Raw genomic sequence first — 22,798 nt, forward strand, 5'->3', positions numbered from 1 at the left:
AAATCGACTATTCATCAAACGGGAGAGCATTTGCTCGTTCATCAAAACTCATTCAAGACCTTAAGATCTCATTGATAATGAATAAGAACACTAAACATACTCTGGTTCCATCGCCTAAAAAGGCTTACAAAACGCCAAAGCTGAAAGTGCTGGGTAGCGTTAAAAAATTGACTCTAAAAATTGGCTCCGGTGGGGATGGCTTCGGCACATTTGCTCCGTAAATCATTGAGCTAATAGTAATAAATAGCTTGCTTTCTCTGTACATTTGAGAAAGCAAGCTATTTTTATAAGTACGTTTTTTTAGTATTGATATGCCGATAACATCTTCCACTCCTGTTAAGAGAGTAGCTAATCAATCATCGTCTGTTTTAGGGCAGGAAACAATTATCCTGAATTACGAAATAGGCAATTATTATGAACTGGACGAATTAGGGAGTTTTATATGGTCGCAAGTTCCTGATAACGAAGCTATAACTGTTGGGGAGCTGAAAGAAAAAATTCTGGCCGAGTTTGAGGTAGACGAAGCGGTTTGCGAGGCTGAATTAAAGACATTTCTGGAAGGGCTTTTACATGAACGACTTATCGAAACTACGGTCTAGCTTCATGAAATTCTGGCAACTCAACACGCGTAGAAAAAAAAGCCTGGTTGAAGCGTTGCTGGTATTAAGCGCCTATAAAGTCATACTTATTTTCTTGCCGTTCCGCCATTTTGTCAAGAATGGAAAAAAAACAGCGATCACTACCGAGTCAGAAGAACGGCTAGAGGATATTATCTGGGCAATTACTGTTCTGGGTAATCGAATGCCATTGGGGTTTACGTGCCTTGTTCAGGCACTAAGTGTAAAATGGTTGTTGAGAAACAACTATAATCTGCAATTACACATTGGCGTGAGTAAAAGTAACGATCATCAATTTTCGGCACATGCCTGGATAACGCATGATGATAAAATTATACTTGGTGGGCAGAAAAATCAGGTTTATGAACCTATTTTAAACTGGAAATAAGTAGTTAGAAGAACGACCTTCATGAAGAGTAGTCGAAGTCCTGAATTAATTTTATTGCTTATGGCGTGCAGGCTTGAACTGCAGCCTGATCAGAAAAATCAATTGAGTGATTTTCTGGCAACTCATTCAATTGATTGGGATCGAGTTTACAGGCAGGCAGACCGCCATCGGCTTATACCGTTTTTATACCGTTCATTACAGAACATAGATAATATTCCCTCCGCATTTATAGACCAACTTCGGCATAGCTATAAAGCAACCGCCATTGATGGTATGGTCAAGATTCAGCAATATCGCTCTGTCGATACGTTATTGTCGGCAAATAATATTGATCATATTGCCTTTAAAGGGATTTATTTATCGGAATATTGCTACCCAGATAACAGCCTACGAATTAGCGGTGATATAGATATTTTAGTGAGTAAAGATGACGCTTTATCGACGATTCGCCTTTTACAGGCTAACGGGTATCTATTAACTAAAAAACATACATTATATGTCAATGATGGTGATGGGCGGGTATTAAATGATTTATATGAGGTTAGTCTTTTTAAAGCTATTTTTAATAACAATTATATAGATATTGATTTGCATTGGAACATTGTCTGTTTCAATAAGGATTTCGCTACGTTTGATCTGAATTATATTCGATCTTTTCCCTGCTACCACACTGAAGTACAGATAATTTTGCTGGTTGCTCATCACGGCGTAACGAATATCTGGCAGAAAATATACTACATCAATGATCTATATTTCTTAATGAATAATAAAGACATTGATTGGCCCTGGCTGATGAGTCAAATGCGTAACTATGGCATGGAGCGCATCTTGCTGGCAGGTTTATACTGGTGTCAGCAAATGTGGGACCTAACGCTTCCACAAGCTATTCTGGATTTGGTACGTAGCAAAGAGGTGAGGCAATTAGTTTTCGAATACGAAAAGAATTGGGAGCTTGATACGGAAAAAGAATTTAGTCCGCTGGTACTTAGCCAATTCCGCTATTTTGCCGAAGCGCAAAGCCAATTGTCAAAAAAAGCACGAATTTATAGTACGTTCTGTACAAGCCGTGTGTTCAGGGCCAGTACGTTCAGGATTGGCAAAGAAATCGTGTATATTCCAAAAGAATTTGGCTTGATAACCGTATTTGTCAGAGCCGCCAGATCGTTTATGGCCTTTTTTACAACTTCCAGATCTGTATAAGACGGAGTCTATTTCTTTTTTGTTGCAAGAAGATCAAACCAAATCGACGAATAAATAACCCGACTTAAAAGCCAATTGTAGCGCATTTTTTTCTTCGTCGGCATTTTTTCTGAAAAGACAAAATCGGTGGTTTTTTGAAAAGCTTTCCTGTCTACCATATCCCAGACTGGATTATTGGTTTTCAATAGTATTTCCTGGGTTGCTTCATAGAGTTGCTGGGCAGTTACATGACTGTATTCGACAAAATTAGTTTTGCTGAGCCTGGTATAAACTTCGGACGGGAGAAATGATTGAAGGCCATGCCGAATGAGTCCTCGTCCTCGGCCCTCATCAAATCGGACTTTTAATGGTGTTGCCACACCTAATTCAATAATCCGTTTGTCGAAAAAAGGAAATGAGTATTGATGGCCATGATAAGCGCCAATATGATTTAATTGCTCGTTGCAGATAACATTGTTGATATTCACTATATGACTTACTGAAACATGATGTGCTTTGGTAATATTTTGACTCAATTGATACGTTGATCGCTGGTTAGATAAGGTGTATTTTTGTTTGAAATCGTCACTCAAAACAGTGTCTATCCAAGCTCGATGAATCCATTTTTGTTGAGCCCATTTTTTTATGTATGCAACTAATGATGCATTCGAAATTTCCAGGTATTTTTTCTGATTCTGAAAAGTAGAAAGGACCTCACCGATTGATTTTTCTTTAATTGTCTTCTTTAGCGAGGGAATAACAAGTGATAAAATATGCTTTTGATATCTTTCGTCATCACTTAACTGCTTCCACTTCGGGCTCATATTAGATAATGTCCGGCCTTTGTGAGAAACAAACTGACGGTCTGCTTCTTTTAGTGTTTGCCAATCCGCTTGTTCTATTAACTCGTTCAGATAGTCGAATCCTGCTGTAATAACACTATCGCCATCATGACCGGTCAGAATAGTATCACAACCGATTTGTTGAGCGGCCTGCGAAACACAGACGTGAAAGCTGGAAGGAATAATAAATTGTTCGGGACGGTCGAATTGTTGCGTAATTTCAGTAACCGAACCCAGGACATCGGTCAGCGGGCGTACTGTTTGGTGCAGCGTTTGATGTTTGTTCACAACGGCTTGTACGTACTGGCTTTCGTCGGTAGAAGCAAGGCCCGAATCGATATTAAATGTGTGTACACTGGGTCTCTGCTGTTGCTTTAGTAGATGCTGAGCCATACTACTAACCGAGGATGAATCCAGCCCTCCACTCAAATGAGAACCAATGATTTTTTTTTCGCTCATACGAACGTTAACAGCGTGAGAAAAAAGCTGTTGGAACGTATCATGATAGTTGGATGCTGTCTTCAACCCGGCAAAGCGGTCCAGATCAATATCCCAATAGGGTTCAACCGTTAGGCTCTGATTGGTGGCCTGAAGGTAATGGCCGGGCAATACGCTGTAAATACCTTCGTAGAAGGTTTCTTCGCTGTAGTGAACATACGATGTTGGCCAGGTTAGGTACTCCCGAAATTTGCGGTAATTGGGTTGGCAATCGACGTCGTTCAGCGCTAGCAGTACTTTTATCTCGGAGGCAAAGGCAAAAAAACGACCCGGCGAAAAGGTATAATACAGGGGTTTAACACCCATTGGGTCGCGTACACAGGTGAGTGCCTGCTGTTGGTTGTCATATACAACGGCGGCAAAGTCGGCATGCAGGGAATTGAAGGTATCCTGTAGCGACGCTTCGATGAATGGATTCGCGATCGTTTTTTCAAAAAGATCGGCATCCGCTACGGCCACTTTATGATGGTCCTCATCAACTTCCTGCTTACCATTAAAGGTGATCAGAGTAGCGTTGCTTAGGGACGTAATGATTGGCTGGCCACGATGTTTCAGCAAAGATGCCATTGTTTCTACGTCGATACTGGTAATGGGCCGACCATCAAATCGGATTATTCCTGCAATTCCACTCATGGTTTCAATTCCTTAATCTACCAATAAAAATACGCTTCTTTTGTATCTTCGCTTTCAGCTCAAATTTACGTTACGATACAGTCATTACGTTGCCTGATTATGCTTAAAAATAGTGGCTCCAGGAGTATTTTGCTTGTTATCCTAGTGCTTATTTACGGGAGCTGTCGTCAGAACGCGGTCGATCCGGCATCCGATGAGAGCGCCTATTTCCCGCTGCAGGCAGGAGATTTTTGGATTTATCAGGTTACGCAGGAAACGTATTCGCCAACAAACCCTTATACGAAACGAGTTTTTCAGATACAGGAAAAAATTACGGGCACGTATACACAGAAAGGACAAGTGTTTTTTCAGGTCGAAGAGTCCCGGCGTAGTTCTGATCAGGCGGTCTGGCAGCTCAACGCGCTGAGTACCATTTATAAAAATGTGTCGGAAGTGGTTAGCGTTACCAATAACGTACCCGTTATTACGTTGCTTTTTCCGGTAGCTCCAACTACCGAGTGGAATACCAATGCGTATAATGCCAGCCCCGATACGTTGCTTCGGTATCGGGATAGCCGACAGCCGTTTTCGCTTGGGAAGACAACATTCAATCATACCATTTCTGTGGTTGGAGAGAATGATTCCACGCTCGTAACGTTGACGAAAAATCGGCGTGTATATGCCCTGAATGTAGGGTTAGTCTATCGTGAAAATGCAGCGCTGGCCTATTGCCAGTCGTCGCCCGACTGTATAGGAAAAGCGCAGATCGAATCGGGGACAATTCAGAAATGGGAACTTCTTTCGAGTAACCGGCTGCCTTAGGGTTGCCAGAGTACTTTGCCTGTTCTGGTTTCCACTCGCCCATCTTTCCAGGTCAACTGGAGCGAATAGGGATATAAACCGGCTTGTGCCCCTTGCCAGAGAAAAACCGTACTGCCGGTCGATACCGGGAGAACTGTATCCAGAATCCGGTTACCTGTTAAGGTATAGATCATCAGCCGGGACTCCACGGGTAAATCCTGTACGTTAAGTGTCAGTTCAAACTTTGTATAAGTGGTTGCTGGATTTGGGTACGTCTGAATGACTATGGGTTCGTCGGAAGCCAGTGTGTTCACGTTTACTATATACGGTGGCTGAGTTCGATTACCAGCGGCATCTTTACCAACAATAATCAGTTCATAGTTGGTGGCTGGCTGTAATGATAGCTTGGCCGTTACGTGCAGTTGGTTGGCTGATAGCGATGTGAATGTCAGGGATTGCGCTGGGACTTTCTCCTGATTACAGGTCTCGCACCGTTTTAAATACATTTCAATGGCACTGGTGTCTTGTGCTGCCAGTGTATTTTCGTCGAGTAAATAAATGTCAATGGTGGGGTTCGTGCCAACAACAGCGTTATTCTTTTTCACAGCGCCGTCGATAAATACGTTTAGCGTTGGACTCACCCGATCGGGCAAACTGTTGATTGGATAACTACTGCTGCTTTCGGCTTTAGCCCAATCAATGGCCAACGAAGCCGTATTGTTGGTTTTATCCAGTTCGCTGAGCTGGTTTCCGGCATCGATAATTACGTCGATCTTTTTCAGAGTTTCATCCTTGGCTATTGTATAAACCAGCGTATCCCGATAGCGAAAGGCGTCAGTACGTAGCGTTGTCGTGGTCGAGCCGGCGCTTTTCGTCTGATTTATAGTTATGGGAACGGACTGGCCCGCTACAAATTTCCCCAGATTGACTAACGGAATAACCACCTGAACGGAATCGCTGGTTTTAATAGGGCTACCGGCAACCGATGATTGAATATAAATTCCTTTTGAGTCAATCGTATAGTCAGGGTTGGGCAGTGGATAGAGACTCAGAGCAGGATCGCCCTGGAGCAGCATTTCCAGCATAACAGACGTATCATACGTACCTGTATTTACCTGGTCGAGTTCCTGATTTAATTGCTGTTGAATTTCACCAAAGGGCCGTCCTAACGTATTGGGCTCAGTAAACAGTTTGGCATACAGCTTTTGTAGGTATTTTGTTGTGGGCTGTTCATAACTCAGGTAGGAGTGAGCCAGGATCAGCGCTGACCCTTTTTCGGGAGCCAGCAACCAATCGGTCGATAAGGTATTGAACGTAGAGAAAATCTCACCGACTCCACAGCCATTAAAAATCATGAACGGATAGAATTTATTTCGATACCCGTTCTGAACCGGCGAGGCAAACCCAAAATTCATGTCGGTGATGGCCGGTCCTGCGTGCCCGAAAAACGTAATCATGCCCACTCCGTCGTTTACCAGCGGAGTAATATTGATTTGTTCAACCTCTTCATAGGCGTTATTCTTACTAAATGCGCTGACCTCTCCACCGAGTAATCCACTCTTGAAAACGGTACCGAGATTGCTCAGCGTTGACCGTAAACTCTCGGCTTCTCCCTGCGATTTTCCGCCACTGATGTGAATAATGTGCTTCCGCCATGGTCCGTTGGGAAGCGTATTCTCCATCTGCTTCACTTTTTCCAGATAGGCTAGTACCTGCTCATTGGTCGTTACGTTTAGTCGGCCGGTAGGAATTGAAGGCGTGTTCTGCGAATGACCCTGTAAGCCAGCGGTGAGCAGAATATCGGAACCCGGATAGCCGAATGTAGGTACCAGATCGTCTTTGGTTGTTTTGATCAGGTAAGGATAGCTACAGGCCCGACCAACAAGCAGTAGATTTTTTATGGCTGACTGAGTCTGCATAAAATCGGCGAACCGCCGGATGGCCAACGGGCCTTTCTCGCCGTAATTAAACTGGTCGTAGAGTGAGTCGGCTTCTACTACGTATGTTTTGTGGTTACCACCCAGCACCGACGACCGATACGTAGCATACTCATTCGCTGATTGTTTGAGCGTAGCGTGCGTTATCAGTAAGTACGTAACGTCTTTAGGGAATGTTTGCTGGAAGCGTACGGATTGAATAGCAGCGGGTTTGGCTTGCTGATCGCTCACGAAAATGCTCCGGGAACGTAGCATATCGTTTACGGCTATCTGCCGTTGTTCGCCCACGGTTTGAATCGGCATAAGTCGACAGTTTGCCTTGTCGGTTATGTCGTAGGCAATCGCTGCGGATGGCGCATTTGCAATCGATAAAAGGGCCGCCTGAGTCGATCTGGCGGGCAAATGAAACGTTTTTGATCGTAACCCCGTCATGTCCGTTCGTTGCGGATACGTGAGTTTTACATACGTAACGGAGAAATTATTGGTGGTATAAAAACCCTGTGGTTTATCGGGCTTGAACCGGAGCGTCACTTGTTCATTCTGAACCGATGCCGGTTCAAGAGTTTGCTGAAATGTCTGGCTGCTAAACGCGTAGAATTTCAACGTAGTAAACGGCGTAGACGTAACGTTGTCTCGCTGTACCTGAATAGTATGTTCTGTATTATCACGTCCGTTCACCATGCCTTCTATCGTAATTGGCGTGGTTGTAGTGGCTCTATTGGTAAACTTCAGCTGAACAACACCCACTGAATCGGCGGTCAGGAGCGGGCCGGACCACCCTTCACCTGGCTCAAAATAACTGGCCTGGATGTAAGGTTCCAGACTTTTTAAGTTATTGAACGTGTATTCGCTGGTGAAGGCCTGGACGTTTTCCTCCATGTGAAACGGTTCGGCTGTTAACCCCTGCGACGATACGTTCACCTGCGCCATTCGTTTGCCGGTTTGGGTTGGGCTACTGGTCAGGAAATAATAGGCCTTATCGGAAAATAGGGTTTGGTAAGGGTGCAGCCGTTTCTGGGGCCGATAAACCAGTGAATCAAGACTACCGTCGTTGCCCTCTGCGTAAAATTCGATATAATCCTGTGCATCGAATACGCCATCATCTTGTCCCACAACGCGGATTGCTATTTCCTGTCCTCTGAAAAAGAGTTGCCAGTGGGAAGGATTCGTTTGTAGTAAAGCGGTATTGACCGACTGAATATCCTGATACGTTATCCGGTAAATACTGGCTTTTTCAATGGTAAACTTCAGATATTGCTGACCAGGCTTTATCCATTCGTTCCCGAATCGATTTTGGGCGTTGATGAACAATGCATTGAAAACGAGGCACGCAATTAGTACCCATTTTTTCATACGAACAGAAACTTAATGAATGCGTACTCGTAGTAAGGGAACTCCCAGTTTATCCACACCTGAATCTATCAGGAAAACTGGTTCATTGAATTTTATCAAATATAACTAGAAGCGTCGGAAAATACGGTTACCGTAGCGTGTAAAGAGAGCAATTGAAGGATATTTCATGAGGATTGTCAGCCTATTTTGCGGAGTGTGGAAACGAAACGTTTACATGGAAAACGGAACGTAATGTTCTGTAGCATGGAACCTATAAAAAAACTCCTGACGATACGTATCGTCAGGAGTGTAAAGAAAAAACGAACGCTTACAGGATTATGCCTGCTTCGTTACCTGGATGTTCATTACTAACCGTACGTCGTCGCTAACAACTACGCCACCCGCTTCGGTTACGCCATCCCACGACAAACCAAATTCTTTCCGTTTGATGGTTCCGGCAACTTCGAAACCAGCTTTGGTTTGACCGTAGAAATCCTGCATCTGACCACCGTATTCGGCTTTCAATTTAACCGACTTAGTAACACCACGTAGTGTCAGGTCGCCAACCAGCGTATATTCGTCATCGCTGGTTTTTTTGAATTCGGTTGAGGTAAAGGTCAATTTGGGGAACTGTTCAGCGTCGAAAAAGTCAGCTGATTTTAAGTGCCCGTCACGTTGTTCGTTACCGGTAGTAATGCTGGCTATGTCGGCTGAGAACGTAATTTTCGCACCGTCGAAATCGTCGCCCTGGGTTTCGATGTTACCTTCGTACTGACTGAATAAACCCGTGACAGTTGATACCATCAGGTGTTTTACTTTGAATTGAACTTCTGAGTGGGAAGGATCGATAACCCAGTTAGTGGCAGTGGTTGTTTGAGTTTCCATGATTTTGATTTAATGAGATATTGCCTGTATGTGCATTTAATGTATATACATTTAATTGTTCGAAAATGTTTCAAAACATTTAAATTTTTTGAGTAGTAACGGAAGGGAATGCTAATTGTTTTAGGGAAAAGGCTGTTTATCAGCGTGTTAGGTATGGATTGAGGATGAAAAATAAGGATTGGAGTACTGCAACCCCAATCCTTATTTATAAAAAACGCCCGCTAAAACGGTATTACTAATTAATTCGAGCCCGATAGTCTGACTATAATACCTGGACCGTAGTATAACAATAAGTACGTATCGGCAGCAGCAGTACTCAGCATAATATCGACCGGGGTGATGGCGGGTGTAAACAGACTGGTAGCAGGGTTGTCGCCTTTAGCAACCCGACCAGGTGTAGAGAAACCAAACTCTGTTGCGATGAGCTTACCCCCTGGCGTAAAGGTTAGATCGGTTAAACCCGAAAAACCTGACTTGTAAGCTGTTGGCGTAACCGGAGCTGACGCTGTTCCACTGACCTGATAAATCGAGGCAATTCCTGTTGGGAATGGGAAACCGCCCAATGTACTGACGTAGAAATTAGTACCATCGAAAACAATGCCACTGGGAACAGCGTCGATTGTGGGCGGCCCCATTGGCGCACTGGGATACGTCGGATTAGTGTAATCGGGGAATACCGCATAAACGCTTAACGCGCCACTGGTCATGTTTCGACGGATAATAGCGTTTGCACCAGCATCAACAATAAATAAGTCGTTATTGGGGCCAAAAGTCAGGTTATAAGGATTCGAGTCCTTATCATCTGGAGCGTTCGGGTGGGCGTTTCGAACAAATGTACCAATATCAATGCCTGTCAGCGAGCTGGCTGCAATAGGTGTGCTGACGCCCGGTGTAAAGCTGGAAACATCCACAATGTAGAGTTTTTCTTCTACGCCATGCAAAATATACAGCTTACCTTCTCTGTAGAGAAGGTGATTGAGCCCTTCCGGTGAATTTTCAGGACTAATGGCTGATACAAAACCCGTAATGGCCGGATAGACCGTACCGGATGGCGTAATCACTGATACCTGCCCGTTGTTGACCGTTCCACTGCCGGCTTCAGTAACCCACACATTTCCTTTGGGGTCGTCAGTTAGTCCGATTGGCGACCGAAGTCCACTGGCAAAAGGTGGTCCCTGAACAGCAGCTAACGTAGTGGGATCAGGAATTCGGTGGTCCTGGCAGCTATCGAGTAAAAGAATGAAACAACTAACAACCAGTAAAACCCGGAAAGAGGATAAGGTAGAACGCTGCATTTTCATAACTAATCAAGTTAAAAAAAGGATGAATAAGGATGTATTTGGATACGGATTAAAGATAGGCTAATAGTCTGACTTACATATTTATTAGATTCCTGAAAGGCCTTGATTGTTAGTAACCGGTATTTGTTTTTTTAGAAGTGCAGGTAATGTAGAATGGGTAGTGAGTAAACAGAGTTATTCCTGAAAAATAAAAGGAGCTTGTACGGTCAGGAATTTGACCCGTATGGGTAGAAAATGAGGTAAATGCCGCTTGCAGACTATAGGCTAAAAAGCCGGTGCTAAAACAGTATAATGTGCGTATTTTTCGGCACCTTTGCCAGCACTTTTTTGTTCTATTTGTATATCAACTCATTAAAAAATGCCCAACTGGTTTCTCGGAAAAATCCGTTATCAGCAGCCTATTGACGATTCGAACGTAGGGTCGCGGAATGAAGAATTTATCAAGCAAAAGACAGTCACAGAGGCTTATCTGGTTGATGCCGTGAGCTATACCGACGCCGAAACCCGATTATATCAGGAGATTGCAGCAAACACACCTGACTTCGAAATTACCAATATCTCCCGCATGAAGCTGGCCGATGTATTTCATCATGAAGATGGTGGAGAAGTTTGGTACAAGGTGAAAGCCATGTTCATCACTGACGACGAAAAAACGGGAAAACAGAAGAAGACACCAAGCGTGATGCTGGTGAACGGCGAAAATCCAAAACAGGCTTATGAACGTGTTGAGCACAGTTTAAAAACGGCGCTTGATCCATTTGAAATAACGGATGTAAACACGACGAAGATTCTCGAAATTTTCCCGTATAACGAAGAAGACCGGCGCAATCTAAGGCCACTGAGCGAGATTGTTCAGGCTGCAGAAAACTAAAATGAATGAAAGGATAGTCCTTACACCGCTTCTGTTTTGACGAGGCCGTGTAAGGACTATTTTTATTACCTGCTTACTACTGTTTCCTGATTGAGTTCCTGCCGTTTTTTGCCTTTGGAATCGATAATCTCAACTGATTTTACTTGTGGATCGATGAGCAAAACCCGAGCTGACTGCGACAGGAAGGAGTTACCGTAGTTAAATTCTATCTTCTGTTTTTTGCCATTGCCAAATGTCAGTATGGCAGAAACATCCATAGACCGGAGACGTAGTGATGGAACCGGTTTGTTGTTGCGGAAAACGCATAAACGTCCACGGTTCTGCGTAGCTACAAGAAGCTGGTGCCCGTCGGTGGTTGCCATTTGAGCCAGCCCTTTGGCATTGCCCGGTACGTAAAAACCGCTGGTGGCAATATTCTGAGCCGAAAACCCGCCTTTGCCATCGCCTTTTAGCCACAGACCGTTGAGGGCGTCGTACCGCCCCATAGAAACCTCACCACTAAAATCATTACCAACCAGCATTACGTCCAGGTTGCCATCGCGATCAACGTCATCCGCAACCATCCCGAAAATGGGCGCTAATTGCGCAGACGTTGGTAAGGCATGGACGGCAAACGTACCATCGCCTTTATTTTCGATAAACGCTGACTGAAGATAATTAGCTTCAAGCAGTAGCGCCTGCGATCGCTCTTCGGGGGTCAGGAGTTTGTCGATACTGGCCTGCGTAAAGTCCTTATACAGCGGAAAGCGTCTGCGTATCGCAATCATCTGCTTAATAAGGTCGTCGCGGCCATGAAATGTAAATTCGCGACTTACGCCCTTTTCATCGGGAATAAAAATGGTTGGAATGGCGTCGTAGAAGCCGTTATTATCAAAATCGGCGGCATACATACGTACTGGCTCTTTGTCGCTGGCATGCATCCGGGAGTTCTGGCCGAGATTTCCGGCGATGTAATCCATATCGCCGTCGCTGTCAAAGTCACCAGCAACCAGTGAGTTCCACCAGCCTTTTTGCGCCTGAAGCTTACAGTCGGCGACCTGTAGTTTACCCTGGTTATTTTTGAGAACAGTCAATGGCATAAATTCGCCCGCCAGCATCAGATCAGGCCATCCATCGTTATCGTAATCCGTCCAGAGGGCATCGCAAACCAGTCCCAGATTTTGCAGGGCAGGCGCTACCGTTTTTGTTACGTCCGTAAACTTGGGTTGACCGGGTTTTGAATCGTTTCGGAATATAAAACTGGAAACGGGTTTAGGATAATGGTCAGGTTCGACACGGCCGCCAACAAATAAGTCGAGGTCGCCATCCCGATCGAAATCAATGGCTTTGACGCACGATTTACTGACGGTGCAGTTGGGCAAAGCAGTCGCGTCTCGGGTAAACCCTCCTTTACCATCGTTTATATACAACCGGTCCTGAAAAACAGTAGAATTGGCATTTCCTTCAATGCTGCCGCTGACAACGTAAAGATCAAGGTCGCCATCGCCATCGGCATCGAATAGAAGCGTCCCCATGTCTTCTTCGGCTTTATCTTTCGCACCGGCAATACCACCAACAATAGGGGTAGGTATAGCCGCTTCTGGCAATAGATCTTTTTCTATAAACGCTCCTGTGCTGGTCTGAATCAGGAAACGGCCCTTGTTCATGCGTGAGCCACCGATAAACATATCATCGAGCCCATCGCCCGTTACGTCACCGATCGATACGGCGGGTGCAAATTGAGAGAGCTTATGGGGTAATAATTTCTGCGTATTGAAGTCAATATATTCTGGCTCCGTATGCTGATACGTAACGTTGAGTGAATCGGTTACTTCCGTAAACAAGGTTTTAGGAGGCTGAACAGACTGGACAGGTTCATGAGCATTACGGACATCGACAGTGAGCACCTGATTCGTTTTAACAATACGTAGCGTCTGTTGCTTTTGCGGGTTTCCGTTAAGACCGGGCCAGATGATACGTACTTCATCGATTGTCTCGACGGCACCCAGACCGAAGTGACCGACCTGTTCCATCGTCGATAAATAACCCCGGTAGGGGCTGTGTTCATACACTTGTTGCTTGTGACCGTTGGCTTTGCCTTTATCATAGTAGATTTCAACGATGGCACCCAGACCCATTCGATTCTGGGCTTCGCCAACGAATTTGATACGCAGGTAATTCGATTGAGCCGCTTTGCTTTCAACAAGGTTGTTACGGTACACAAAGGCTGAATCATTGACATTGTTCACTACGTAATCTACGTCGCCGTCGTTGTCCAGGTCGCCGTAAGCCGCTCCGTTAGAGAAGGACGGAGTAGCCAGCCCCCATTTCTGTGTTACGTCTTCAAAGGTGAGATCGCCTTTATTTCTGAAGGCATAATTATTGATTTTAACTTCCGGGATCTGGGCCAGCATAAACGACTTCGTGGCAACGCGTTCGCTTTCTGCCCGGAAAGAGCCGAAATCACGATCGGTTACGTCCTTTGGAAAGCCATTCGTTACCAATAGATCGCGATAACCGTCGTGGTCAAAATCCAAGAGTGTAGGTGCCCAGCTCCAGTCGGTTTCTGCTATATCGCTGAAAAGGCTGATTTCGCTAAATACCGGATGCCATCCCGACTGCGTAGGGGCTAGTCCCTGATTCAGCTGAAGCGTATTGCGGGTATATTGATAGGTGTGCTTAAATTGCTCGTTGTTCAGGTAGGTCTGGTAATTATTAGCACCCATGAGCATTTTTTTGCGGGAATTATCGCGGGGAAGCATATCAACCGCTACGATATCGGCCAGCCCGTCATTATTAATATCGGCTACGTCGTTCCCCATGGCCGCTCCACTGGTATGTTTCAGATACTGGGGTGCCTGATCGAGGAAACCCATATGGCGGTTGCTGGCGTCATGGCGATTGATGTATAACAGATCGTCGCTCAGGTAGTCGTTCGTCACATAAACGTCTTTCCAGCCATCCCGGTTGATGTCAGTAATGTTTAACCCTAAGCCATAGCCTTCACTCAAAATACCTTCCGCTTTAGAAACATTGGTAAAGACAGGGTGACCAAGCGCCGGATTGGGGTCGTTCCGGTAAAGCCGGTCGGTCGTGGGCGACGAACCGTCGAGAATTCGGTCCCGGTAAGCGTTCGGGTTTTCTTCAATCGTGTTGGTAAGAACGTAGAGGTCTAAATCGCCATCATTGTCATAGTCGAAAAAGGCCGCGTTTGTCGTATGTCCATCATCAGCAATACCATACTCTTTAGCCATCTCGCGGAAAACCGGTGCTTCGCCATTCCTGGAGCCCTGATTGACGAACAGCATATTTTCCCGTTTAGCGGCTATCTTGCTTACCGTGGCTCCAACGTAAATATCCAGCCATCCATCGTTATTAATATCGACCAGCGCCACGCCTGAACACCATTTGCCATTGCCGCTAACGCCTGCTTTTTCGGTAATATCGTCAAATTTGAAATCGCCTTTGTTGATGTAAAGTCGGTTCGATACCTGATTTCCCGTAAAAAAAATATCGGCCAGCCCATCATTATTGAAGTCGCCGATGGCTGTTCCGCCACCGTTATAGACGTATTCAAAGTCGATGATATTCATGGTATCGTTTTCCGTAATGCGATTGGAAAACGTAATGCCGGTTTCACTGGCTGGTAGCGACGAAAAAAGTGGTTTGTCGCAAGCGGTTAAAAGGAGTGCAACGCTGGAAAAAAAGAGAATAGAGAGAGTATTTCTCACGGTTAAGCCAAGTCTGTTACTAGAATCAATATAAGCAAAAATACGACTGTAGTAAGATATTTCATAAATCATCCTGGGCTTATGGAGCTATTAGGCTCCGTTTTCTTTACAGAATTGCAAACCTGACTTACAAAATTGCGGGGATTGCGGGCAGGGAGCTTGGTTTTACAGAGAACCATTTTTACTTTTGGGCCAGATATGAAACGCAATCTGTTACAACTATTCCACGTATTAATGGCCTGTGTCGTGCTGCTGAGCAGTACGGGTTTCGGGCTGGTGGAACATTCGTGCCAGATGCGGGGCAAAAAGAAAACAATCGTTGTTGCTTTCAGTGATGCCGGGACGCAGACGAATTGTGGTAAACATGAACCCGCTGCCCCTTCCGATCAGATTGTCTTAAAAAAGACGGACTGTTGCCAGGATGATCAACGCTACGAAAACGTAGATGTCAATTCGTCGCTCAGTCAGCTGGTTGCCAAATTTGTCAAGAACGTAACAGAATCGATACTGGTTGGCGTAACGGCTATGCTGGCCTGGATCGTCGAATGGATTTTTGACCGGAGCGCATCGCTTTCGGCCCAGTTATCGTCGTATTCTCCTCCTTCGTTGTCCGGGCGTGATATTCTGACGCTCGTTCGTACCCTTCTTATTTGAGCTGTTGATGAAACGGGTTTTGCCTATACCAATATGGTATGGGTCGATTCTGATTTTACTCAATAATCAACGGACTCATGCATTATTTTTTTACATGGATTGCCGTGTTGGCTATGTGGCCAGCGTTGGGTCAATCTATTCCAGGTTCTGAAACACAGACGCCCCCTTCACCTGAGCCTAGTCTGGCTACCGTCAGTGGTTTCGTTGGCGAAACAGTTAACGGTAAACAAGTTCCACTGGTAGGGGCAACCCTACACTGGGCTGGTACCACCAACGGAACGGTGACCGATTCGATAGGACACTTTTCTCTGTTGGCTCATTCAACGGTTAAACAGCTCATCGTTAGCTACGTAGGGTATCAATCCGATACGATAACCGTCGACAACCCGGCTGCTACGCTTTCCATTATTTTACGTTCCGAGAAGACGCTTCAGGAGGTAACCGTATCAGGAGCGCCCGGTCAGATTGATCGTATCAATCCTATTCAGACGGAATTTATTACGCAGCGAACGTTGGCTAAAGCCGCCTGTTGTAATCTGTCTGAAAGTTTCGAAACTAATGCATCGGTGAGCGTATCGTATAGTGATGCCGTTACGGGTGCCAGACAGATTCAGTTTCTTGGCCTGGGTGGTCAATACGTTCAGACCAATGTGGAGAATATTCCGACTGTACGCGGTTTGGCTACTACGTTTGGTCTCAATTATATTCCAGGAACCTGGATTACGAGCATTGATGTAGGTAAGGGTGCCGGATCGGTGGTGAACGGCTACGAGTCGATGAGTGGGCAGATGAACGTAGAGCTACAAAAGCCCGACGACCGCCAATACCTGTTTTTAAACGGATACGTCAATAGCTTCGGTCGGGCCGAAGGAAACGTTAACTGGTCTACGCCACTACGTATCAAACGTAATAATCTGGCTAATCGGGCGGCTGCCGATTCAAAATGGAGTATGGGTGTACTGGGCCATGTGAGCGCACTACGTACTGAAATCGATCAGAACAACGATGGTTTTCGCGATTTGCCGCTCTATACACAAGTCAACCTGATTAACCGCTACAAATATAGCGGTGAGCGATTTATGGCTCAGTTTGGGGTAAAAGCGCTGTATGAAGATCGGGATGGCGGGCAATTATCTCGGTTTGGTGAGTCGCGCTATAGCTTCTTAAATACGACAAAGCGGCTCGAATTTTTCTCGAAAACGGCCAGACTTTACCCGGATAAGCCTTATAAGGGGCTAGGGCTGATTCTGAATGGTGTTCATCATGAGCAGTCAGCGCGTTTTGGGTATTCGCCTTACGATGGCCGCCAGCAGACATTGTACGCTAATCTGATCTATCAGACAATTATCGATAATACCAATCATACTATAAAGGCTGGGCTGAGTTACCTGCTCGATGATTATCGGGAAAACTATAAGGCGATCAATACGGCACGGACCGAGTCAGTACCGGGCGCATTTGCTGAATATACGTACACCTATCCAGAGAAGTTAACCCTCGTGTTGGGTGGTCGGTTTGATTATCACAATCTGTTCGGCGGGCAATGGACTACACGGGCGCACATTAAATACAACCTGAGTCCGAATCTGGCGCTACGTGCTTCGGCTGGGCGAGGTTTCCGGGTTCCGAATCCGTTTGCGGAGAATTTCGGCTATCTGGTTAGCTCACGGACAGTCTATTTAGACGAGCAACTTCGGCCCGAAGTGTCCTGGAACTATGGGGTTAGCCTGACGAACGATTTTTCTGTATTCAGCAAAAAAGCCTCTATCGTTATTGACTACCACCGTACTACGTTTCAGAATCAACTCATTGTCGATGTAGAGCATCCTCGCGAATTGCATCTCTATAATTTGCGCGGCCCTTCGTATGCCAATAGTTTCCAGGCAGAAGTTAACATTCAACCGGCCAAACGCGTCGAGGTAAAAGCCGCTTATCGCTTATTTGATGTACAACAAAGCATGGGAGGGATGTTTGGCGAAGAACGGTTGCTACCCAAAATGATGGTCAGCCGAGATCGGGTTTTACTGAATGCGGGTTACGCGTTGCCGTACGACAAGTGGAAGTTTGACGCTACGTTGCAATGGAATGGTCCCCGGCGGATTCCCTATCTGAAGGAAGGCTATGTGCATACGACGTATCAGAATATGCCGACCGACTATGCGCCCGGTTTCTACAATCTGAATGCTCAGGTTAGCCGGGCCTTCCGAAGCGGTTGGGAAATTTATCTGGGTGGCGAAAACCTGACCGGCTTCCGACAGCAGGACCCGATTGTAGCACCGAATGACCCATTTGGCCAGAACTTCGATGCCGGAGCACGCGTATGGGGTCCCGTGACGGGACAAATGATTTACCTGGGCTTTCGATTCAAACCTCAAACCTAGACCGGGATTTACCGGATTTTGTTTTCGCTTCTTTGAAGCGCTATAGGCATTAACAAAATTCGATTAATCCTAAAATCCGCTAAATCCCGGTTCAGAAGTTTTACTATGACACTGACAATTCGAAATATGGTGTGCGACCGCTGTAAGCGTGTTGTTCGCGAAGAACTGGAAAAGTTAGGGCTGGTAGTCGATCGGGTTGACCTGGGGGAAGCCGACGTAGCACCTTTACCGGCTACCGTTACGCTCGACCAGGTCCGGGAGACCTTACAGGCGAATGGTTTTGATCTGGTTGAGGACCGGAAACAGTCGCTAGTGGAACACATGAAAGTGTTGCTGATCAACGAAATACAGCATTTGAAAGGAGATCGCCTGGCTACCGAAAATTATTCGACCTTCCTGGAGCGTAAACTGGGCTATGAGTATTCGTATTTAAGCGGTCTGTTTTCGGCCAGTGAGGGCCAAACGGTTGAGAAATATAGTATCGGTCTGAAAATCGAGAAGGTAAAAGAGTGGTTGCGCTACGATGAGCTGACGTTAAGTGAGATTGCGTGGCGGCTCGGTTACAGTAGTGTACAGCACCTTTCGAACCAGTTCCGACAGGTGACGGGGCAAACGCCGGGACAATTTCGGAAAGCGGCCGATACACCCCGCCGAACTCTTGATTCGATTTGAAGAGGCTTGTTAGACCGGCCCATAATTATGTAAAAACCGAACCGGATTAGCCAGGTTATTTTACCAGACCAATGGTGGTCGGTTCATCTAAACTCAACTACGATTATGGAATCAATGACAATGACTGCTCACGTCGACACCTGTTTCGACTGTGCAAAAGCCTGCGAAGAATGTGCTACCGCCTGTATTGAAGCGGGCGATACCGACAGTAAGGGTCATGACATGACAGCCTGCATTAAACTCTGTCGGGATTGTGCCGATATCTGCACCCTTTGCGGACGCTTGACGGCGCGTGGGTCGGAGTTTATGAAGTCGTTTATGCGGGTTTGTGCAGAGGCTTGTGAAGCCTGTGCTGCCGAATGTGAAAAACATGCCGATCATTTTGCGCATTGCAAAGCCTGTGCGGAAGCCTGTCGCAAATGTGCTGAGGAGTGCCGCCAAATGGCTGCCTGACCAACACGTTGAGATGGTGGCATCACCATCTCAACGATTCGTTAACAAGTTAATGAGAACTCTATTTTTTGTTACGTTACTTTTTATACAACGCATTGCTTTTGCGCAGCATCAGCACCATGACGCTACGCCGGCCGCATCCAGTGCTGAGAAAGCCGATACAACGAAGCCAATGGATCATTCGATGCATGGAAGCATGCCAATGGATGGGATGACTATGCATGGCCCGAATCATGGATTGACTATGGATACCACAATGGGAATGACCCATTCGCTCTCCCGGCATTTGTCAATGAATCGCAATGGGTCGGGTACGTCGTGGCATCCAGACAATACGCCCATGTACGCATACATGACTCATCCAAAGGATAATGGTTGGAGTTATATGCTGCATTACGCTGTTTACCTGCGCTATACCGGACAAAACAGTAATAATCCGGATAAACGCGGACATAACCAGCAATTTGGTGCTCCGAACTGGTTTATGGGCATGGCCCAGCGTAAAATTGGCCGACGGGGTTTATTTCAGGCCAGGGCCATGATTTCACTCGATCCGCTGACGGTCGGTAATGGTGGTTATCCGTTGTTGTTCCAGACGGGAGAAAGCTACAAAGGCCAGCCGTTGATCGATAAGCAGCACCCGCATGATCTGGTTTCTGAGCTGTCGGTGAGTTATAGCCATTCCTTTAACAAAGACGTTGATGTGTATGGATACGTTGGCTATCCGGGCGAACCGGCTCTGGGGCCGCCTGCTTTTATGCACCGAATTTCATCGTTTAATAACCCTGACGCGCCATTGGGCCACCATTGGCAGGACGCTAGCCATATTCTGTTTGGCGTAGCAACGATTGGAGTCCGTTATAAGTGGGCTAAGCTGGAAGGGTCGTCGTTTACGGGCCGTGAACCCGATGAGCATCGATACAACTTTGATAAGCCTACATTCAATAGTTATTCGTATCGTGTCTCGATCAACCCATCCCCATCGCTGGCTTTACAATTTTCGCAGGGCTTCTTAAAAAGCCCGGAAGAATCGCATCCGGGCGAAGACGTAACGCGTACTACGGCATCGATTCTGCACAGTAAAGCACTAGGGCCGTCTAGCTACGTAACGTCGGCGTTTGTCTGGGGACGTAATAGCCACGATGGGCAAGGGGAGAATTCGTTTCTGGCGGAGAGTAGCCTGCAACTCAATCGACTTGCTTTCTACGGCCGCTATGAAAATGTGAGCAAATCGCTGGAAGAGCTGAGCATTACGGGGCCTGGTCTGGATACGCATCGCGGCTACGTCATAAACACCCTGACATTGGGTATGAACTATCGCCTGGTACAGTATCTGAATTCTGACCTGGTCTTAGGAGCTCAAATTACGGGCGCTAAACCGGAAAAGGCTGTCTTGCAGGATGTATACGGCAAGACGCCCGTGTCTGGCCAGATTTACCTGCGACTATCGCCCAGCCTGATGACTATGAACAGCATGCATCGCATGAGCGGGCACCATTCTCGTTAAAATTTTGTTTTTGATTCACCATAAACCACGTACAAACTATGTTGCGTAACCTGTTTCTGACCGCTCTGACATCCTTACTGATTGTCGGTACTCTCTGGGCTGGCTCGTCGATTCGAGATGACAAAGAGAAAGAAGTGAAAATTAAAACCTCAGCTATATGCGGTATGTGTAAGGCACGTATCGAGCGTAATCTTTCGTTTGAAAAAGGCGTAAAAGAAGCTGATCTGGACGTAAAGACGAAAGTCGTAACGATTAAATACAATCCTGCCAAAACAGACGTAGCAAAGCTAAAAGCGAACATCAGCAAAACAGGTTACGATGCTGAAGAAGTGGCCGCTGATGAAACGAGCTACAACAAACTGCCAAGTTGCTGCAAAAAAGGTAGCAGCATGGACCATCAATAAGTTTTCGTTTCACAACAATACGTCAGTCAGATGCGCTGACACCATGAAACCCCGTCGATTTACAGAAAATGCTGTAACATCGACGGGGTTTCGGCGTTTTTAGCCAATTCTTAAGAACAGAACTTCTATGTATTAGCGGGTATACTTGCCCTTGCTGATTCTTTCTGAACGTAATACGTTAACTTGTTAACGAGCTTTATTTATGAAAAGAGTTCTCCTGAGTGGAATTGGTACGCTAGTGCTGAGTGGTATCCTGGTTGCTTTTCGGGCTCAGATTGTCGAGCCACCCGCCAGACCGATAGCCGCTAAACCGAAAAATATTATTTACATCCTGGCCGATGATCATCGGTACGATTTCATGGGTTTTACCGGCAAAGTGCCGGGCTTGCAAACGCCTAATCTGGATCGACTGGCCAGCGAGGGTGCGCATATTCGTAATGCGTTTGTCAGTACGGCGCTCTGTTCGCCGAGCCGGGCCAGTATTCTGACCGGGCAGTACGCGCATACGCACAAGGTGGTGGATAATTTTGCGCCCTTGACACCCGGCCTGAAATTCTTTCCGCAGTATTTGCAGAAAGCAGGCTATAAAACGGCGTTCCTTGGAAAGTGGCACATGGGCAACACGGACGATGCTCCTCAGCCTGGATTCGATTATTGGTTGAGTTTTAAAGGGCAGGGCGTTTATTACAACCCAACGTTCAACATAAATGGGAAACAGATTCAGCATAAAGACAGCAGTTACACAACTGACCTCCTGACCGATTATGCTGTGCAGTGGCTCAATTCGCTGGACAAAAACAAACCTTTTTGCCTGTATCTGTCGCACAAAGCCGTCCATTCGGAGTTTCAGCCCGCCCGGCGGCATCGGGGTAAGTATAAGGATATGAAGATCAACTACCCGGAAACGATGTACCTGACAGCGTCGGATACCAGCAAAATCTGGGGCGGGTCGAAGCCCGCTGTGAGCCCCGATCTGAAGGTGAACATGGCTGATATGCCAAACTGGGTTAAGCAGCAACGCTATAGCTGGCACGGAGTAGACTATCTGTATCATGGTGCTATTAGCTTCAACGATTTCTATCGTCAGTACTGCGAAACGCTCCTGGGGGTTGATGACAGTGTTGGTCGCGTATTGAAGTGGCTGGAAGACAACGGGCAGTTGGAAAATACAATGGTTGTTTACATGGGCGATAACGGATTTAGTTTCGGCGAACGGGGTTTGATCGATAAACGACACATGTACGAAGAGTCGATGCGCGTACCGCTGCTGATACGTTGCCCGGCAGTAGTGAAACCAGGGACAAAGGTTGAGGAAGTGATTCAGAACGTCGATCTGGCTCCAACGTTCCTGGCTTATGCGGGGCTACCGAAACCTACGCAAATGCAGGGCAATTCGTTCTTGCCTATTCTGAAAGGCGACAAAAAAGGAGCCCCCTGGCGCGACCGGGCGTTTTATGAGTACTACTGGGAAGCCGATTTTCCGCAGACACCCACCATGTTTGGGGTACGAACCGACCGATACAAATACATCTATAATCATGGCGTTTGGGATGCCAATGAGTTATATGACCTGAAAAATGACCCTCAAGAGGTAAATAATCTGATTCGGAGTCCGGCCCATCAGGAAATTGCAAAAGAACTACGTAGCCAGGTGTTCGACTGGCTGGAATCGACGAATGGGTTACAAATCCCGCTTCACTCAACCAAGCAGAAACGTAACGACCATCGATACCTGGGCAATTATTAATCTATGA

At 46.2% G+C, this 22,798-nt stretch carries 18 protein-coding genes; 13 read left to right on the forward strand and 5 right to left on the reverse strand.

What is annotated here, in order from left to right; translation table 11 throughout:
• The first annotated feature begins 77 nt into the window (after window positions 1–77).
• The 4 genes from GK108_RS31080 (at window position 78) to GK108_RS13280 (ending at window position 2,205) form a co-directional block, all read left to right on the forward strand.
• Window positions 78–221, forward strand: coding sequence for a hypothetical protein (locus tag GK108_RS31080; protein ID WP_170305396.1), 144 nt, complete (start codon window positions 78–80; stop codon window positions 219–221).
• Window positions 222–311: 90 nt separating this feature from the next.
• Window positions 312–599 carry a PqqD family peptide modification chaperone gene (locus GK108_RS13270; protein WP_163948762.1) on the forward strand — a complete coding sequence of 96 codons (288 nt, stop codon included), beginning with the start codon at window positions 312–314 and terminating at the stop codon, window positions 597–599.
• Window positions 600–603: 4 nt separating this feature from the next.
• Window positions 604–1,005, forward strand: a complete 402-nt coding sequence (locus tag GK108_RS13275) for a lasso peptide biosynthesis B2 protein (protein WP_163948765.1) — start codon at window positions 604–606, stop codon at window positions 1,003–1,005.
• Between the two features lie 60 nt (window positions 1,006–1,065).
• Window positions 1,066–2,205 carry a nucleotidyltransferase domain-containing protein gene (locus tag GK108_RS13280; RefSeq protein ID WP_163948769.1) on the forward strand — a complete coding sequence of 380 codons (1,140 nt, stop codon included), beginning with the start codon at window positions 1,066–1,068 and terminating at the stop codon, window positions 2,203–2,205.
• 8 nt (window positions 2,206–2,213) lie between these two features.
• Here the strand turns inward: GK108_RS13280 and GK108_RS13285 are convergent, their stop codons facing one another.
• Window positions 2,214–4,157 (reverse strand): asparagine synthetase B family protein, encoded by a 1,944-nt coding sequence (locus tag GK108_RS13285; protein WP_163948772.1) that lies wholly within the window; start codon window positions 4,155–4,157, stop codon window positions 2,214–2,216.
• Window positions 4,158–4,256: 99 nt separating this feature from the next.
• On the opposite strand from GK108_RS13285, the gene GK108_RS13290 reads away from it, so the two are divergent.
• The gene (locus GK108_RS13290; RefSeq protein ID WP_163948776.1) at window positions 4,257–4,958 is read left to right on the forward strand and encodes a hypothetical protein; all 702 of its coding nucleotides are present in this window, start codon (window positions 4,257–4,259) and stop codon (window positions 4,956–4,958) included.
• Here GK108_RS13290 and porU2 read toward each other — a convergent pair.
• From porU2 to GK108_RS13305, 3 genes are all read right to left on the reverse strand, one after another.
• Window positions 4,955–8,227, reverse strand: a complete 3,273-nt coding sequence (gene porU2 / locus GK108_RS13295; protein ID WP_163948779.1) for a putative type IX secretion system sortase PorU2 — start codon at window positions 8,225–8,227, stop codon at window positions 4,955–4,957. The two genes, GK108_RS13290 and porU2, sit on opposite strands and share 4 nt — an antisense overlap.
• Window positions 8,228–8,542: 315 nt before the next feature.
• Window positions 8,543–9,091, reverse strand: a complete 549-nt coding sequence (locus tag GK108_RS13300; protein ID WP_163948783.1) for a YceI family protein — start codon at window positions 9,089–9,091, stop codon at window positions 8,543–8,545.
• A 239-nt stretch (window positions 9,092–9,330) separates the two neighbouring features.
• Entirely contained in the window at window positions 9,331–10,392 is a 1,062-nt protein-coding gene (locus GK108_RS13305; protein ID WP_163948785.1) for a ScyD/ScyE family protein, read from the reverse strand.
• 358 nt (window positions 10,393–10,750) lie between these two features.
• Here GK108_RS13305 and GK108_RS13310 point away from each other — a divergent pair, with 358 nt between their 5' ends.
• Window positions 10,751–11,263 carry a DUF4494 domain-containing protein gene (locus GK108_RS13310; protein ID WP_163948788.1) on the forward strand — a complete coding sequence of 171 codons (513 nt, stop codon included), beginning with the start codon at window positions 10,751–10,753 and terminating at the stop codon, window positions 11,261–11,263.
• Between the two features lie 65 nt (window positions 11,264–11,328).
• Here the strand turns inward: GK108_RS13310 and GK108_RS13315 are convergent, their stop codons facing one another.
• On the reverse strand, window positions 11,329–14,973 hold the full coding sequence (locus tag GK108_RS13315; RefSeq protein ID WP_317166521.1) for a VCBS repeat-containing protein: 3,645 nt from the start codon (window positions 14,971–14,973) through the stop codon (window positions 11,329–11,331).
• 198 nt (window positions 14,974–15,171) lie between these two features.
• Between GK108_RS13315 and GK108_RS13320 the strand changes: the two genes are divergently transcribed.
• The 7 genes from GK108_RS13320 to GK108_RS13350 all read left to right on the forward strand — a co-directional run bounded on the left by GK108_RS13320 (window position 15,172) and on the right by GK108_RS13350 (window position 22,791).
• Complete coding sequence (locus GK108_RS13320) at window positions 15,172–15,627, forward strand: HYC_CC_PP family protein (RefSeq protein ID WP_163948794.1); 456 nt, start codon at window positions 15,172–15,174, stop codon at window positions 15,625–15,627.
• A 77-nt stretch (window positions 15,628–15,704) separates the two neighbouring features.
• On the forward strand, window positions 15,705–18,008 hold the full coding sequence (locus tag GK108_RS13325) for a TonB-dependent receptor (protein WP_246224889.1): 2,304 nt from the start codon (window positions 15,705–15,707) through the stop codon (window positions 18,006–18,008).
• 105 nt (window positions 18,009–18,113) lie between these two features.
• Window positions 18,114–18,680, forward strand: coding sequence for an AraC family transcriptional regulator (locus tag GK108_RS13330; protein ID WP_163948797.1), 567 nt, complete (start codon window positions 18,114–18,116; stop codon window positions 18,678–18,680).
• Window positions 18,681–18,785: 105 nt separating this feature from the next.
• Window positions 18,786–19,133, forward strand: coding sequence for a four-helix bundle copper-binding protein (locus tag GK108_RS13335; protein WP_163948800.1), 348 nt, complete (start codon window positions 18,786–18,788; stop codon window positions 19,131–19,133).
• 52 nt (window positions 19,134–19,185) lie between these two features.
• A complete protein-coding gene (locus GK108_RS13340; RefSeq protein WP_163948803.1) occupies window positions 19,186–20,640 on the forward strand; it encodes a hypothetical protein in 1,455 nt (484 codons plus the stop codon).
• Between the two features lie 38 nt (window positions 20,641–20,678).
• Window positions 20,679–21,044, forward strand: coding sequence for a heavy-metal-associated domain-containing protein (locus GK108_RS13345; RefSeq protein ID WP_163948806.1), 366 nt, complete (start codon window positions 20,679–20,681; stop codon window positions 21,042–21,044).
• 202 nt (window positions 21,045–21,246) lie between these two features.
• Window positions 21,247–22,791, forward strand: coding sequence for a sulfatase family protein (locus GK108_RS13350; protein WP_163948809.1), 1,545 nt, complete (start codon window positions 21,247–21,249; stop codon window positions 22,789–22,791).
• The last annotated feature ends 7 nt before the right edge of the window (window positions 22,792–22,798 follow it).

It is taken from the genome of Spirosoma terrae, assembly GCF_010435915.1.
In the GTDB taxonomy this organism is placed as follows: domain Bacteria; phylum Bacteroidota; class Bacteroidia; order Cytophagales; family Spirosomataceae; genus Spirosoma; species Spirosoma terrae.